The organism is Rhodococcus sp. IEGM 1318, from assembly GCF_033142465.1.
GTDB classification, from domain to species: domain Bacteria; phylum Actinomycetota; class Actinomycetes; order Mycobacteriales; family Mycobacteriaceae; genus Rhodococcus_F; species Rhodococcus_F qingshengii_B.
Genome location: NZ_JAWLSC010000003.1, coordinates 524,697 through 539,908 on the forward strand (window position 1 = coordinate 524,697; position 15,212 = coordinate 539,908).

The 15,212-nt window shown below is 60.4% G+C and carries 11 protein-coding genes and 1 pseudogene; 8 read left to right on the forward strand and 4 right to left on the reverse strand.

Annotation, left to right across the window (positions count from 1 at the left end; genetic code table 11):
- Position 1: 1 nt before the first annotated feature.
- Both R4P65_RS10715 and R4P65_RS10720 read left to right on the forward strand, forming a co-directional pair.
- The gene (locus R4P65_RS10715; RefSeq protein ID WP_080656740.1) at positions 2-583 is read left to right on the forward strand and encodes a flavodoxin domain-containing protein; all 582 of its coding nucleotides are present in this window, start codon (positions 2-4) and stop codon (positions 581-583) included.
- A gap of 125 nt (positions 584-708) precedes the next feature.
- Positions 709-1,728 carry an Acg family FMN-binding oxidoreductase gene (locus tag R4P65_RS10720; protein ID WP_317826462.1) on the forward strand — a complete coding sequence of 340 codons (1,020 nt, stop codon included), beginning with the start codon at positions 709-711 and terminating at the stop codon, positions 1,726-1,728.
- Here R4P65_RS10720 and R4P65_RS10725 read toward each other — a convergent pair.
- Entirely contained in the window at positions 1,712-3,199 is a 1,488-nt protein-coding gene (locus tag R4P65_RS10725; protein ID WP_317826463.1) for an AAA family ATPase, read from the reverse strand. The genes R4P65_RS10720 and R4P65_RS10725 overlap by 17 nt on opposite strands.
- A 163-nt stretch (positions 3,200-3,362) precedes the next feature.
- Here R4P65_RS10725 and R4P65_RS10730 point away from each other — a divergent pair, with 163 nt between their 5' ends.
- Entirely contained in the window at positions 3,363-5,669 is a 2,307-nt protein-coding gene (locus tag R4P65_RS10730; RefSeq protein WP_317826464.1) for a heavy metal translocating P-type ATPase, read from the forward strand.
- A gap of 54 nt (positions 5,670-5,723) precedes the next feature.
- On the opposite strand, the gene R4P65_RS10735 is transcribed toward R4P65_RS10730, so the two are convergent.
- Together R4P65_RS10735 and R4P65_RS10740 are read right to left on the reverse strand one after the other, a co-directional pair.
- On the reverse strand, positions 5,724-6,308 hold the full coding sequence (locus R4P65_RS10735; RefSeq protein ID WP_317826465.1) for a hypothetical protein: 585 nt from the start codon (positions 6,306-6,308) through the stop codon (positions 5,724-5,726).
- Positions 6,309-6,344: 36 nt separating this feature from the next.
- On the reverse strand, positions 6,345-7,145 hold the full coding sequence (locus R4P65_RS10740; protein ID WP_080656743.1) for a slipin family protein: 801 nt from the start codon (positions 7,143-7,145) through the stop codon (positions 6,345-6,347).
- Positions 7,146-7,481: 336 nt separating this feature from the next.
- On the opposite strand from R4P65_RS10740, the gene R4P65_RS10745 reads away from it, so the two are divergent.
- Positions 7,482-8,219 carry an HAD-IC family P-type ATPase gene (locus R4P65_RS10745; protein ID WP_317826466.1) on the forward strand — a complete coding sequence of 246 codons (738 nt, stop codon included), beginning with the start codon at positions 7,482-7,484 and terminating at the stop codon, positions 8,217-8,219.
- Positions 8,216-10,214 (forward strand): annotated as a pseudogene (locus R4P65_RS10750) (cation-translocating P-type ATPase). Before R4P65_RS10745 ends, R4P65_RS10750 begins: the two are co-directional and overlap by 4 nt.
- A gap of 8 nt (positions 10,215-10,222) precedes the next feature.
- Here the strand turns inward: R4P65_RS10750 and R4P65_RS10755 are convergent.
- A complete protein-coding gene (locus R4P65_RS10755; RefSeq protein WP_411742532.1) occupies positions 10,223-11,479 on the reverse strand; it encodes a serine hydrolase domain-containing protein in 1,257 nt (418 codons plus the stop codon).
- A 743-nt stretch (positions 11,480-12,222) separates the two neighbouring features.
- Here R4P65_RS10755 and R4P65_RS10765 point away from each other — a divergent pair.
- The 3 genes from R4P65_RS10765 (at position 12,223) to R4P65_RS10775 (ending at position 15,162) form a co-directional block, all read left to right on the forward strand.
- Positions 12,223-13,326, forward strand: coding sequence for a 3-oxoacyl-ACP synthase III family protein (locus R4P65_RS10765; protein ID WP_317826467.1), 1,104 nt, complete (start codon positions 12,223-12,225; stop codon positions 13,324-13,326).
- Positions 13,310-14,194, forward strand: a complete 885-nt coding sequence (locus R4P65_RS10770) for a 3-oxoacyl-ACP synthase III family protein (RefSeq protein WP_317826468.1) — start codon at positions 13,310-13,312, stop codon at positions 14,192-14,194. Before R4P65_RS10765 ends, R4P65_RS10770 begins: the two co-directional genes overlap by 17 nt.
- Before the next feature lie 83 nt (positions 14,195-14,277).
- Positions 14,278-15,162, forward strand: coding sequence for a universal stress protein (locus R4P65_RS10775; RefSeq protein ID WP_317826469.1), 885 nt, complete (start codon positions 14,278-14,280; stop codon positions 15,160-15,162).
- The last annotated feature ends 50 nt before the right edge of the window (positions 15,163-15,212 follow it).

Consider the following 15,212-nt stretch of genomic DNA (forward strand, 5'->3'; position numbering starts at 1 on the left):
GATGACCAAGATTCTGATCGCGTACGCGAGTGCCAAAGGATCGACGCGAGGTGTAGCCGGAAGGATCGCGGAACGGTGTGGTGCTGCAGGATTCGACGTGAAGATGTTTCCTGCGGTCGAGAGCCCAGGGCACGAATGGTTCGACGCTGTGATCTTGGGAAGCGCCATTCACGACATGGATTGGTTGCCCTCCGCCACAGTCGTTGTCGATCGACGGAGGGTGGAAGTGAAGACTCAACCGGTGTGGGCCTTCTCGGTCGCGACATGGGGCGAGACATCGACGCTTCTGTCTACGCGACTGACTCGTCGAATCAGAAAGTCGGCGACTGAACCGAGGACGGTGACAAAACTTCGCAAATCCGCGGACTTGCGAGACCATCGCCGGTTCGCTGGTGCGTTGACACGTGGAGACTGGCCCCTGGTCGGGCGCATTGTCTTCAAGATCATGGGCGGTCGATACTCGGATGCTCGAGACTGGGCCGACATCGATGCGTGGGCGGACAAGATCACGGAACAACTCCGTGGCGGTGAATTCAAGTACTCCGCACGAACCGAGGATGCCTCACGAGAGTTCGATGATTGACACAAGTTGATTGACAAAGGGCCGTAGCGAACAGTGCGGGGCGAGGCGCACGATCAACAGAGACGTTTGCCGCTCGTCCGACAGCAGACGACTTCGACGAGAGTGATCTAACCATGGTGCGCTACGTGAGCGCGGATTCCGAGACGATCAGCAACGCTGTCCGTTGGGCCTGCGCGGCGCCGTCTGTTCACAACGTCCAACCGTGGGCGTGGCGACTGCGGCGCGGTGAACTTGAACTCCGCGTCGATCGGCTGCGCTCGATCCCGGTGGAGGATCCTGCCGGCAGGCAACTGATCATCAGCTGTGGCGCCGCCTTGCATCATTTGCGAGTTACATTGGAACACAACCTCATCGAGCCAATTGTCGCGACGTTTCCCGACCGTGGGCAACCCGACCTGCTCGCGGTGATCACCTTCAGAGGGCGAGCGCGCGCGATGAGTGCCGACGCGGGCCTCTTCGCATCGTTGGAACGCCGCCGCTCCGACCGACGGCCATTCGATGCACCCCCCGTCGGGTCGCTGGTCGGCCTTGCGCGGCAAGCCTCGGTGTTCGGGGCGTCGGCGATCAGTTTGTCACCGCAGTTCGGGGACATGCTCGCCCGAGCGGCCACAGTGGCCGCGGAGGAGCATCAGAGCGATCCGGCGTACTGGAACGAGTTGGAGAGTTGGATACGCTCGGCTCCGACCGCAGACGGTGTTCCGCGCAGTGCGTTGCCGGATGCATTGTCGATTCACGAGTCTGCGTCTGCACGAGCGTTTCCTTCGGGGCAACTGAGGATCGGGCATGGAGTGAGGGACGATGCAGCATTGATACTGCTCAGTACGGTTACGGACACACCGACCGACTGGCTGAACGTAGGTCAGGCGATGTCCTCGCTGCTGTTACATGCCACCGCGTCGCACCTGGCAACCTGCCCTCTGACACATTTGACCGAAGTGGAATCAAGTCGGGAAATCGTTCGAGATGTTGCTTCGAGATCCGGCGAGACACTTCAGAATCCACAGGTGATGATTCGTGTCGGGTTGGAGAGAGAACCGTCCGACGCGGTGATCGATGCCGCAGGGAGCGAAACACGTATCGAGGAACATCGACCAAGGGGCACAGGCCGTCGTCCACTCGAAGAGGTGCTCACCGTGTCGAGTTGACACCTTTACACACACTCACTGACCGGCGCCAGACATCTACGGCCGACTCGGCGCTGACGTCGATGGATGTGTCGGTATCGATCGCGGTCGATTCGGGCCAAGGGTCGTGGCCTTGCGCGATGGCGGCTGCAGTAGCCGTCGTGGCGTCGGAAAGCGTATTCGTGCGCGTTGCTATTCGTTGAACGGCGACAGGTAGCGGTGTGCTGGTCGACAGGCTGATCAACGTCGACGCTGTTGAGGTGCATAACAGTTCGGCTTCCCTGCGGTGTCGAGACCGAGCCCATGTTGCATCGAGTACGACCGACTCACCCATCGAGAGGTGATCGCGGGCACGATCGAGCATTTCGCTGTAGACGGTGTGAACCGAGTCGGGCGAATACAGTCCCGATTGATAGGCGTCGGCGGAGCCGCGGAGTGCGCCGGCATCGACGAGTTCGCGCCGCACGCGGTCGCTGGAGATGACTGTAGCGCCGGTGTGTGCGGCAAGAGCGAGGGATAATGTCGTTTTACCGGTTCCCGGAAAGCCGCCCACCAGGCATAGTCGAACTTCGCCGTTGCGCAGGTGGTTGTCGGCAAGATCAAGGTGCCGTTCGAGCGCGGCCTGACTATTCGAATCGCCTTGCTGCAGACGCAGAGCGTCGACCTTGGCACGAACCGTGGCGCGATAGGCGATGTAATGGTCGATCAACGAAATCGGCGGCTGGTCCTTCGATTTCGCGACGATCGAGGCAAGGAACTCGCTCGCAAGATCCTCATAGCCGAGAAACTCCAGGTCCATGGCGAGGAAACAGCTGTCGTCGAGAATATCGACGAATCTGAGTTGGTCGTCGAAGTCGAGGCAGTCGAGAATCTTGGGTCCGTCGGGCATTACGAAAATATCGTCCGCGAGAAGGTCTCCGTGGCCGTCCACGATGCAACCTTCGGCGATTCTCGAATCGAACAGGGACCGACGCCCACACAGGTATCTCGTAGACATCGACTCGAGGTGATCGAGTCGGCAGGGCGGGACGAGACCCGAACACAATTGGCGCAATTCGGCAAGATTCGATACCCATCGGTGTCCGACGCCTGTTGATGTTCCTTGTTCGGATATTCGCTCGCCCCTGGCTGCTCGCCTGTGAAAGTCCGACACTGCCGCTGCGATCTCGTCCAATGCGAGTGCGACATCCTGGTTCGTCGCAGCCAACGCGGACAGTCTTCGCTCATCGGGCATACGCACCATTACCAGAATCGGCTCGCTCGACTGGTCGACCGGGTCGACCACGTGTGTCACTCCGCGGTAGACACCCTCGCAGATCCTTTGGTTCAACGTGAGTTCACGTTGCAGAGCGTCCTCTCGTCGTGAAGGTTCGCTGAAGTCGAGGAATGGCGTGGAAATGGCCTTTTTGATCTTGTACGCGCGGTCACCTACAAGTACGACGACCCCGGTAGTCGTTTCCTTTACGTCGAGATACGAAGCATGAATGCTCATCTGATCTCCCCTCGAACTGAAGCGGTTCCCGCACGGAGATGCTCGATTCCTCGATCCTTCAAGTCTGGACTAAACAGCGGTCAGCCGTCGCGGGGCATTGCGGTGTCTTAGTCGGGCATTACGGCACTAGTGGTCACGGCGCGGCAATGACGACGCTGGAATCATGTCGCTGATCCGAGACCTGTTCCAGCGCGTGACGACGAAAGCCGAGTCCCTTCTCCTGATCGCGACTGTGTCTGCGCTCGCCGGTGGCGTTCTCGCCTGGTCGCTCGATCAGCGCGCCGTTGCCGACGGGATGTGGGCCTTGGGGACAATTGCGGCGTTGCTGCCGGCAGGGTGGTGGGTTGTCGACGGGTTGCGCAGAGGACGGGCGGGCGTCGATGTCATTGCAGTTCTGTCGCTGCTCGGAACGATTTTGGTAGGGGAGTATCTGGCCGGTGCGTTGATTGCAGTCATGCTGGCGACCGGGCGAACCCTCGATGCGGCGGCCAATCGTCGAGCGGCGCGAGATCTTCGTTCCCTTCGTGAACATGTTCCGAGGATTGCGCAACGCGAAGAGCGCGGCCAACTTCGGACGGTTGCGGTCGACGAGATCGAGCCAGGCGACCGAATCTTCCTCAGCTCCGGGGACGTCGTACCCACGGACGGATGGATTGTCGGTGAACCGGCAGTCTTCGACGAATCCGCTCTGACGGGTGAATCGAAAGTAGTGGAGCGCTCGATCGGTGATCCGGTTCGCAGTGGCGTGGTGAATGCGGGTGGTGGTTGTCGAATCGAGTCGAGTCGAACGGCCAGATCGAGCACGTACGCGGCGGTGGTTTCGCTTGCCCAGGAAGCGGCCGCCGACAGTGCGCCGATCGTGCGTGTGGCCGACCGCGTGGCGGCGTGGTTCATACCCGTGACACTGCTCGTGAGTGGCTTTGCGTGGATGTCGAGTGGCTCTGCCACACGTGCGGTTGCCGTACTAGTCGTCGCGACCCCGTGTCCGCTTTTGCTGGCTGCACCCGTTGCTATCGTTTCCGGTCTCTCACGGGCATCGCGGATCGGTGTGATCGTCAGGTCCGGCGGTGCACTGGAGAGGCTCGGAAATGTCAAGACTCTCGTTATCGACAAGACGGGGACTTTGACCACAGGGAAATCCACACAATCGGATATCGTCTGCGGAGAGGATGTCGACAGCTCTTCAATTCTCCGCCTGGCTGCATCCGCAGACCAAGTGTCCTCACATATCTTGGCGGAGTCCATCGTTCGAAGTGCGCGAGCGCAGGGTTTGTTGCTCAGTACACCCGAATCGGTGACCGAACGGCCAGGGTATGGAGTGACCGCAACGGTCGACGGTCATGTCGTCGAAGTCGGCAGAATCGCCGGCGCGATCGACCGCCCCGGCTGGGCCGCATCAGTGGAGAATCGCGCGAGGCTCGACGGAGCGGTCGTGGTGTGGGTGCGGATCGACGATCAACTCAGCGGGGCGCTACTGCTGATCGATCCGATTCGCAACGACGCACCTTGGACGATACGGCGCTTGCGATCGGCCGGCATCGGCAAGATCGTGATGCTGACTGGCGACCGTCCGGAACCTGCAGTCGAGGTCGGATGTGTCCTCGGACTGGACGCGGTTCATGCGGAACAGGAACCTGCCGACAAGGTCGTGCGAGTACGCGAAGAATCCGAGCGCGCGGTGACCGTCATGGTGGGAGACGGAATAAACGACGCGCCGGCGCTGGCCGCAGCATCGGTCGGTATCGCCATGGGTGCACGAGGTGCGACGGCATCGTCTGAAGCGGCTGACATCGTCTTGACGACAGACCGGTTGTCTCGGGTAGCCGATGCAATGGATATTGCTCGGCGATCTCGTCGAATTGCTGTGCAGAGTGCCACTGTCGGTACCGGGCTTTCTGTGGTCGCGATGGCTTTTGCAGCGTTCGGATTGCTGGCTCCGGCGGTGGGTGCCTTGTTGCAGGAGTTGATAGATGTTGCAGTGATACTGAACGCGTTACGTGCGCTTGGGCACGGACGGTCGAGTGTGCCGAAGCTCGAACCTGAGTTGGAGCGTCGTATGCGCGCAGATCTCGATTCGATTCGTGTCGCTGCGGATGCTCTCTCGGGTGACGACCGTGTGTTGGCAATGCGGCGACTTCATCAGACCAATCGGTTTCTCCAGGAGGTGGTTCTTCCGCACGAGCGGGCCGAGGGGGCGAAACTGTATCCAGCACTAGAGCGTTCGTTGGGTGGCGCGGATTCCATCTCGGCGGTGGCCGACGCTCACTCCGAGATCGAGAGACTCTGCCGACGGGTCGAGAATCATGTCAGGGCCGCGGACAAGCTGGGAGCGGTGGACGATGCTCAGGTCGGAGACCTTCTCGCGTGTCTCTACGGTCTCTATGCGGTGCTGAAGTTGCATTTCCGTCAGGAAGAAGAGAGCTATTTCGTCCTCGCAGATCGATCGGAGAGGGAAGGGAGTAGCAGTTGATCTGCGTCGCAGACGAATCCAGTCGCAGACGAATCCACTTGGACTTTTGTTACTTCATGCGTGTGGTGGGAAGGCCCCCGACCACTCTGCATCCCAGGCGCGACCGTTGCGCCAACTGATCAGTATTTTTGCGGCAGTGAGCATTCCGTGCACAGCAAGAACGCTCGCACAATACAACGTGATCGCAGCAGCGATTCCGTCGACAGCCGTGCTCGACGTCTGAGGGGGAGGCGGAACCTGATCGCCCGTTGCATTCGTCCACACGGCGATCGTGTCACCGGGACGTGCGCTGAAGTGAGCAACCAATGGTTCGGTGCGTGCAGTTCCGTTCATGGTCCATGCCACGACCTTGCGCGCGGCTCCCATGTCTTTTGTCCCGGGAACCGGGTCGGGACTCACCGTGCCACTCCATTGGCTGTCGACGTGCTGTTGCTGTTCGATTCGCGCTCGGCCGGACGCGTAGACGGACGTGCCGACTGCTGCTGCGACAGGTATCGCAAGAGTCCCGATTGCGACTGCGGCGATGACCAAGGAGGACCAGATACGATCCGACGGACGCATGAGTCGGTTCGAAGACCAGGGAGCTTGGTTCCACCAGCGAGTGGGCCGTCCCGTCGTGTGAATCAGATCTTTACGCATGGTGCCGGCCTCCTGGACCGGTCTGGAGTGGAGGCATCACGGTCGGCTGGCGCTGAGGGAGCTTGCGTTGAAAGTTGTCTCTTTCATGGCGTTTTCCTTCGCACCATGACTGGAGAGATCCTCCGCAGATGCGTTTTCCCGATGAAGAAACGAACCGAGTTCGCCGATTGCGCTCATCAGGGGTGCGGGGAAGACCACGGTGGTGTTCTTCTCGACGCCGAGCTCTGCGAGGGTCTGCAGGTTGCGCAGTTGTAGCGCCAACGGGTGGTCCATCATTGTGTCCGACGCTTCGCCGAGCGCAGCGGCGGCTCGCGCTTCCCCTTCCGCTGCGATGATCTTTGCCCGCTTCTCTCGTTCGGCCTCTGCTTCACGCGCCATGGCTCGCTTCATGCTTTCCGGAAGCTGAATGTCCTTGAGCTCTACCAGCGTTACCTCGACGCCCCAGTCGAGTGTCGTGGTATCGAGTATCTGACGGATGCTGGTGTTGATCACGGCCGTTTCCGACAGAACCTCGTCGAGGGAATGCTGACCTACCACGTTTCGGAGAGTGGTTTGCGCGATCTGGTCGATGGCAGAGTTGACGCTCTCGATGGTCACCACGGATTTCTCCGCGTCGATGACGCGAAAATATGCGACGGCCGCGATATCGACGCTGACGTTGTCGCGGGTGATAATTCCCTGCGACTGGATCGGCATCGTGACGATACGCATCGAGACCTTGGTCATCCGGTCGACCGCGGGAATGATGAGTGTCAGACCGGGATTGCGTACCGCGATGATCCGCCCCAGCCGGAAATGAACACCGCGCTCGTACTGTGTGACGATTCGTATTGCCATTGCGAAAATCAGGAACAGGATTGTCGCAACCACGACGACGACGATGGTGGCGCTCACGGTGATTCTCGATTCTGTGCGGGGCAGGGGGCCAGACGAGCACCGTCGTGCGGGCGGGCGGACCTGCAGGCATGTCCGGTCTTCGTCCAGCTTTGCGTCGCGGTGTCGATTGCATACATGGCCGAATGTCACTAGTTGCACGGCAGGCGGACACTGTTTCGATCAGTGAGGCCATACGGCCTGAGTTGACTACCGAGTGCCCTGGTATCGCGTTCTCGGACGGTGAAACCTCGATCGAAGCAGTTGCACTTGGTTCTTGGTTCGCGAGGAGGTGTGCGTGTGTCTGAAGCGGTCGCTGATTCGGAATCAGATGCGGTGAATCCGCGTGAATCCGTGGAACGAATGTTTCGAGATCTCAGGTCAGATCGGCAAGGTCTCTCGGCCAGAGAAGCCGAACGACGGTCCCTCGTTCACGGTTCCAACGAACTGCAGCGTCGGCGTGGACGTGAGTGGCCTGGCGAGATACTCCGGCAGTTGACTCATCCCCTCGCGTTGCTGTTGTGGGTTGCCGCCGGACTTGCTGTTGTCAGTGGAGCCTCTCCGCTGGCCGTGGCAATCGTTCTGGTGATTCTCGTCAATGCGGTGTTCGCGTTCGTTCAGGAGTTACATGCCGAACAAGCGGTGGAGGCGCTCTCTGCATTTCTCCCGGCAACGGCGGTGGTGGTCCGTGACCGCGCCGAGCAAGTGGTGGATGCACGGACCTTGGTGCCAGGTGATGTGATCGTTCTCGACGAAGGCGGCCGGGTATCGGCGGACGCGCGACTGATATCGGGCTCGGTGCAGGTAGATCTGTCCACACTGACCGGAGAGTCGGTTCCGGTCACTGTTTCTGCGGATTCGACAAGTAACGCAGGAGCTTTGGTTTCGGCCCGAGACATCGCCTTCAGTGGAACGGATGTGCTCGGCGGCAAAGCCATGGGATTGGTCTTCGCCACTGGTATGCGTACCGAGATCGGACGGATTGCTGCCCTTTCCCAGCGGGGGGTCGTGACGAGAGTCCACTCGAGAAACAAGTGAAGAAGGTTGCCTGGCTGATCGCCTGTGTAGCGGTGGTGATGGGCGCGGCATTCATCCCCCTCGGTAGCCTGATCGCGGGACTGTCCTGGGGAGATTCGATCAACTTCGCAATCGGACTCCTGGTTGCCAACGTTCCCGAAGGGCTCCTTCCGATCATCACGTTGGCGCTGGCAGTCGGAGTACGCACCCTTGCTAAACGAGGTGCGTTGGTCAAAAGGATCTCGGCAGTGGAAACGCTCGGTTCCACCAGCGTGATCTGTACGGACAAGACCGGGACGCTGACACAGAACCGCATGCGAGTAACCAGGATATGGATGCCGAGCGACGTTCTGACCTTCGATGCAGACGATGCGGCCACCGATCCGTGGCCCGAGGGGACCGTGCCGCGTCGTCTGGCACACGCGATCACATCCTGTTGTACTGCAGAGCTCAGGGAGGGGTCAGGGGACGGCGACGAGTGCGACTCGGGGGATCCCACCGAGGTGGCATTGTTGAGGGCGGCGGAACACATCGGGGAGCCGCGAAACGCGGCCATCCAAGCACATCACACTATTTTTCCGTTCGATCCCGAGCTTCGTAGGATGTCGACGGTAGACCGAGTCGGTGATCGATTTCGGATCCAGGCGAAGGGGGCGCCGGAAGAGATTCTGTCTTTGTGCGTCCGCATCGTCGGCTCTGGGGCGTCCGAGCATGGTCTCGAGTCCTCGGAGCGCTCGGAAGTGGCAGCGGTGGTCCACAGGTGGGCACGTGAAGGATTGCGACTGATCGCTGTGGCAGAACGATCGGCCACCGCCGAGGAGGCTGAACAACTCTGTCGTCGAGATATCGAGCGCGACATGACATTGCTGGGGATCGTGGCGATGATCGATCCTCCGCGACCAGAAGTCCGTGCGGCGGTGGCAAAATGTCATACGGCCGGAATACGCATCATCGTGGTGACGGGCGATCACGGACTCACTGCACGCGGAATCGCGGAGAGTGTCGGAATCGGCAATGCGGGCTTACAAGTAGTAACCGGATCTGAACTCGAAGGTATGTCGGAGAAGGATCTCGACAGGCTCCTTTACACCGACAACGAGATCATCTTCGCTCGTAGTTCACCTGAAGAGAAGCTTCGGATCACGGATGCACTACGCGCCGGTGGCTATGTGGTCGCGATGACCGGCGACGGTGTCAATGATGCTCCAGCTCTGCGACGGTCGGACATCGGAGTGGCGATGGGGCGCTCGGGCACCGACGTCGCTCGGGAGGCTGCGACGATGGTTCTCACCGACGACAATTTCGCCACGATCGTCGACGCGGTCCAAGCTGGGCGCAGGGTCTACGACAATGTCCGAAAATTTATCGTCTACATTTTCGCTCACGCGACACCGGAAGTGGTGCCCTTTCTCGTCTATGCGCTCTCCGGTGGTCAGATTCCACTTCCATTGACCGTAATGCAAATATTGGCAATCGATTTGGGTACCGAGACATTGCCGGCGTTGGCTCTCGGTCGGGAACGGGAGGAACCTGGTTTGATGGATCGGGCGCCGCGAAAGGCTTCACAAAATGTCGTGGACAAGGCGATGCTGGTCCGATCGTGGGGCGTCCTGGGGGGGCGTGTCGGCTGCAGCAGTCATGGTGTTGTTCATAGCAACTCTCGTGTCCGGAGGCTGGACATTCGGGGCTGACGTGTCGTCAGGTGCACTCGAGCACACCTGGAAGCTGGCGACGACAATGAGTTTCCTCGGGATCGTTTCGTGTCAGATCGGTACCGCCGTCGCTTCTCGCACTGAGCGAGCGTCCTTGCGGGAGATCGGGCTGTTCTCGAACCGTTTGTTGCTCTGGGGGATTGCGTTCGAGGTTGTCTTTGCCGCTGTTGTGGTGACGGTTCCGACGGCGCAGCGCCTATTCGGCACAGTCTCGCCCACGTGGTATCAGGTTCTGTGGTTACTGCCGTTGCCGGTATTGGTGTGGGGATGCGACGAATTCTGGCGGTGGACGCGACGTCGCTGATCGGCGGCCTACAACGTGCGGGCGATGGCTTCCGCTTTGGCGCCCAATCCAGCCAGCCTGAGGTCGGCGAACGGAGTTAGGGGGCCGCCCATTCTGTTCGTGACGAAAGCGACGGACAAACGAGTTTCGGGATCGGCGAACGCGCCTGATCCGCCGAGGCCGTAGTGCCCGAAGGCCTGCAGCGACCGAGTGCGGCTGGTGACGAACGCCGAGTGATAGCCGAGTCTCCAGTTCATGTGGATTCCGAGTACGTAATCGCGCGCAGTGGTCTGCACTTCGCTGACCTGTTCCAGGGTGTCTTCGCTCAGAAACCTGATTCCACCCACAATTCCCTCGTTGGCAAGTGCTGCATACATACGAGCAAGGGCACGCGCGCTGAACACGCCGTTCCAGCCGGGCATCACGTAGTCATGGATCGCGGGATTGCGGACGAGTTCGTCGAAACCTGCCGGCATGCCGGCATCCGCGATATTTCTGAGCGCCGGTATCCGGGCCAAAGCGAACGAAGCGGTATCCCACGGCATTTTGAACTGATTGATGTGGGGGAACAACCTCGCGATCCGATGCCGTTCGTCTTCGGGGACCTGGAACCAGAATTCTGGAATACCAAGAGGTTCCGCGATCTCGGTGCGGACGAGGTCTGTAAATGATGAGCCGGTGGCGCGAGTTGTGAGTTCGGCGACGAGAGATCCGAATGTGACTGCGTGGTATCCGGGTGCGCCGAGGCGGCGTTGGTCCGGAGTGGCCGAAGCAAGGGCATTGGCGATGCTGTCGTGATCGAGCATCGCCAATCGGCCGGGAACCAGTCCTCGTACACGATGCAGCCCAGCCCGGTGAGCCAACAGCTGCCGTACTGTCACGGTGTCCTTACCGGCGCTTGCGAATTCGGGCCAATACTCTGCGACGGGTGTGTCGTAATCGATCAGCCCGCGTTCGACGAGACGGTGCAAAACTGTACTCGCGACGCCTTTTCCGGTGGAGAAAGACACGGACACGGTGTCAGATTGCCAGCGGGTGTCTGGGGTCGACCACCCGGCCCAGATATCGACGACAGGTTCCCCTCCCAGATATACCGCCAGTGCGCCGCCGCCGCTGGAGGGGCGCTCGAAGAGGCGAAAGAACTGTGCGGCCAGCTGACCGAACCGTGGATCGACGAGCATGACGCGCGGAGTGGACCGAACCGGGGACTCTGCTGAGACATCGCGAGGGACCGCGGGTGTATCGGCGGTCGGGAGTCGCTCCTCGAACTCGGGGAGGTTCGTCATGACGTCCACTTCTCTTCAGTCGGCGGTCGCTGATTACCACCTCGTTACTCCTCTGAAACACCTCGTGGATCGGAAGGATTCCTCGGCTGGGTCTCTTGTGACAGATGGTGCCGAAGTGCTCTCGAAAGAAGGACTTGCGGCAGGATGCGGAGCCTTGGCCACACCTGTGGATACGAGCAGAAAGACCCTGTATGTGCGTTGTGAAAGGGCGCATCATGAGGGGGGAAGCGTGAGTTCTCCGCTGGAGGGAGTGCGGACGACACGCATGGAGACGTTGGAGGCCTCGCTGTGATGCACGACCATTATTCGAGTGGTTGGAGTTGGGGTTACCTCTTGATGTTCGTAGGTATGGCCCTGTTCTGGGGCCTGCTGATCTTGGGCATCTTTCTGCTCATTCGCTATGCCGGACACGGACCTCCGGAGTCGGCGATTCGGCCGGCCGGTAGCAGTCCGCCGACAAGTTTTCCGCCGCCGCAACACAGCGCAGAACAACTTCTTGCCGAGCGATTCGCGCGTGGGGAAATTGATGAGAACGAGTATCGAAGCCGATTGACGATTCTGCGAACAGACCCATCCCCGTGAGTGATTCGGTACAAGCAAAGAAGGAGGTGACAGCCATGGATGCCATGCAAATGTTCCATATGTTCATGATGTGTCTCCACGGCATGGGCATACTTCCACCCATGCAGATGATGTCGATGCACTAGCTCCAGATCCAATCCCGGCGTGAGGTATCAAGTGACATGGTCAAACACTGGCTGTTGACGGATTCGGAAAGTAATGACAGACGAGTGCCGTATCGAACGCGGGTGGCGGGGGCAGGTCGGCATCTTCCCGTCACAAGACTCACGACTGAGGACTTGATGGCGACAACACGCCACGACACTGGTATCGACCTCGAACGACTGACTGGGATCCACGAGCGTCGGGTCAGCGTGGGCGATGAGGATTCCTACACTCTCGCAACAGCAGCCGCGCGGGATGCCTTGCATCGGTCGAGTTGTGCCGCCGAGTCGATAGATGTGGTGATCAGCTGCAGTATCACCAAGTTTCGGGGCGGCATGACTCAATGGCTCGAACCGACGATGAGTAGTGCCGTCGCGCGCACCCTCGGTGCAGACCGGGCTATGAGTTTCGACCTTTCGAATGCTTGCGCTGGGATGCTCACTGGGGTGATGGTGGCCAACAATTGGATCCGCCTGGGCTTGATCGAGCGGGCGCTGGTTGTCAGCGGTGAGTATATTTCCCAGCTCGGTCACAATGCTGCCAAGCATATTCACAACATATTGAGCAGAGAATTGGCTTCCTTGACCTTGGGCGATGCCGGCGCCGCACTTGTACTCGAACGGGCGCCCGTCGGTGCAGCCGGGATCCGCGTCGCCGGGTTTACAACGGTCGCGGACTACAGCCGGTTGTGTCTCGCTTACCCGAAGGGCAGCGAGCCGGGTGCTCGCATGTTCACCAATTCGCGAGCCATTCAGAAGGCCGCCATCGCCGATACCCCGTTACTCCTGCACGAGGTACTCGACACTCTCGGACTGTCGATCCATGACATCGACCATGTGATCACCCATCAAACTTCGGCGCGGGCAATCAAGAAGGGCATGGCTGAGATGGCGCTGTCGTTCGGCGACAGTCCGCGCCATGACGCGGTCATCACCGTCGATCGATACGGGAACACGGCCTCGACAACCCACACCGTGGCGTTGGTCGAAGAACTCGAAGCCGGCCGGATCAAACCGGGAGAGACAGTGGCATTGATCTCCTTGGCTTCCGGGCTGGAGATCGGGGTAGTGCTGGTGGAAATCGACGAAGAACTGGTGGCGTGCTATGGGAACGATCATTGAGCAGGTGAACGTCACTCGGGCTGGATGGCTGAGGCGGCACAGCGCACTGCACCTTGCGGTAGTGGCGGCTCAGTCGTGCCTCGGAAAGGCCGGTCGCAGCCCGGACGATTTGGATCTGCTCGTTAACGCAGGGTTGTACCGCGACCGAAACCTTGGTGAGCCGGCCCTGGCCGCGCTGATCCAGGACGACATCGGTGCTCATCCGGAAGACCCTCATACCGGCGAACACGGGACCTTCTCCTTCGATATCGCGAATGGCACCTGTGGCGTTCTGACCGCGCTGCAGATCGTCGATGGATTCCTTCGCTCTGGTGTGATCGAACTGGCTCTCGTCGTTGCCAGCGATGCAGACCCGGGGCACCGGCTCAGCGAGAGCTTTCCGTTTTCTGCAGCAGGCGGAGCGGCGTTGTGCCGCTGGACCGAGGATCGGTATGGGCTCGGCCCGGTGCATTGGGTCAATGATCTCGACAGCGGCGATTCCTTCCGGGCAACTGTCGGTCAGGCAAACAATCGAAACATCCTGCGTTTCCGGGAGACCGACTCGCTCGATGACGTCTACGCCGCCGCCGGTCACGAAGCAGTCACCGCATGTCTCCGGCAGGCGAAAATCGCTCTGGCCGACGTCGATTTCGTAGTGGCTGCTCCGGCTCGCCCGGCATTCCGTTCAGCGCTCGCGACACGGCTGGGGAGACCGAGCTCACGGGTCATCGTGGCGGATGACGAGTACATCCACACCGCTGCGCTGATCGCAGGTTTGGCGAGGGAGAAACCGCGACGATTTGCCGGCTCCCGAACGATGCTGGTCGCGGTAGGGGCGGGCGTGACCGCTGGCGCCGCGCTGTACGACGTGCCCCCGGAGTCAGATTGAGCTGAACAATTGTGTGGGTGAGGAAGCGATGGTCACCGACGTATCGGTGTTCGACGCTGATATCAATTGTTGTGGAGGTCCTGATGGTGAGATCTCCGATCATTGTGGGAATAGACGGGTCTCAGCACTCGCTGGACGCTCTGGGGTGGGCTACGCGAGAGGCAACCCTGCGTGGCTTGCCTCTACTGCTCGTTTGCTGCACGACCTATCGATACACAGCAGACGGTCCGTACCTGGCCCGAGAGTTATGTGACCGCGCAGATCGAGTGCTTGCCACGGCCCTTGGGATCGCCAGGGCTGACACAGTTGCCGGATCGATCGACGTCCAGGGGGAAGTGTCACACCAGTATGCTCCGGGAGCGCTCATCGATCGATCCGCGGATGCATCGATGATCGTGCTCGGTCGTCGCGGGCTCGATGAGTACTCCAGAGGGTTTGTCGGTTCGGTGTGCGCGGCGGTAGCACGTCGAGCGAAATGCCCAGTGGCAGTGATAGACGGTTGGTCAAGGGACGAGCCCGTCGCGGGACCCGTCGTAGTCGGCGTCGACGGCTCGATGAACAGTGATCCGGCCATCGGTCTCGCCTTCGAAGAATGTGCTCTTCGTGGAGCGGCCCTGGTCGTGCTGCACGCTTGTTTCGACCAGGATATGTCTACGCTGCAGGACGATTCGGCGACCGAGGTCCGCGCCGCGGTGGAGGCGGCAGGCCGGTTGGTGCTCGCGGAAAGTGTGTCCAGGTGGTGGAAGCAATTCCCTGAGGTCAGGGTGCGGCGGAATCTGGTTCGGGACCGGCCTGTTCGTCATCTCCTGGTTCTGGCGGCCGATGCCCAGCTCGTTGTGGTCGGAACCCGAGGAAGAGGCGGCTTCGCGGGGATGGACATCGGCTCGACCGGCACAGCATTGCTGCACAAAACGCCGTGCCCACTCCTGATGGTCCGACAACCAGGCGGTGAATGTGTTGACGAATAGAGGATGGCATCGAAAGAAATTGTGTATCAAGGAATCCGGCGATACTTCGT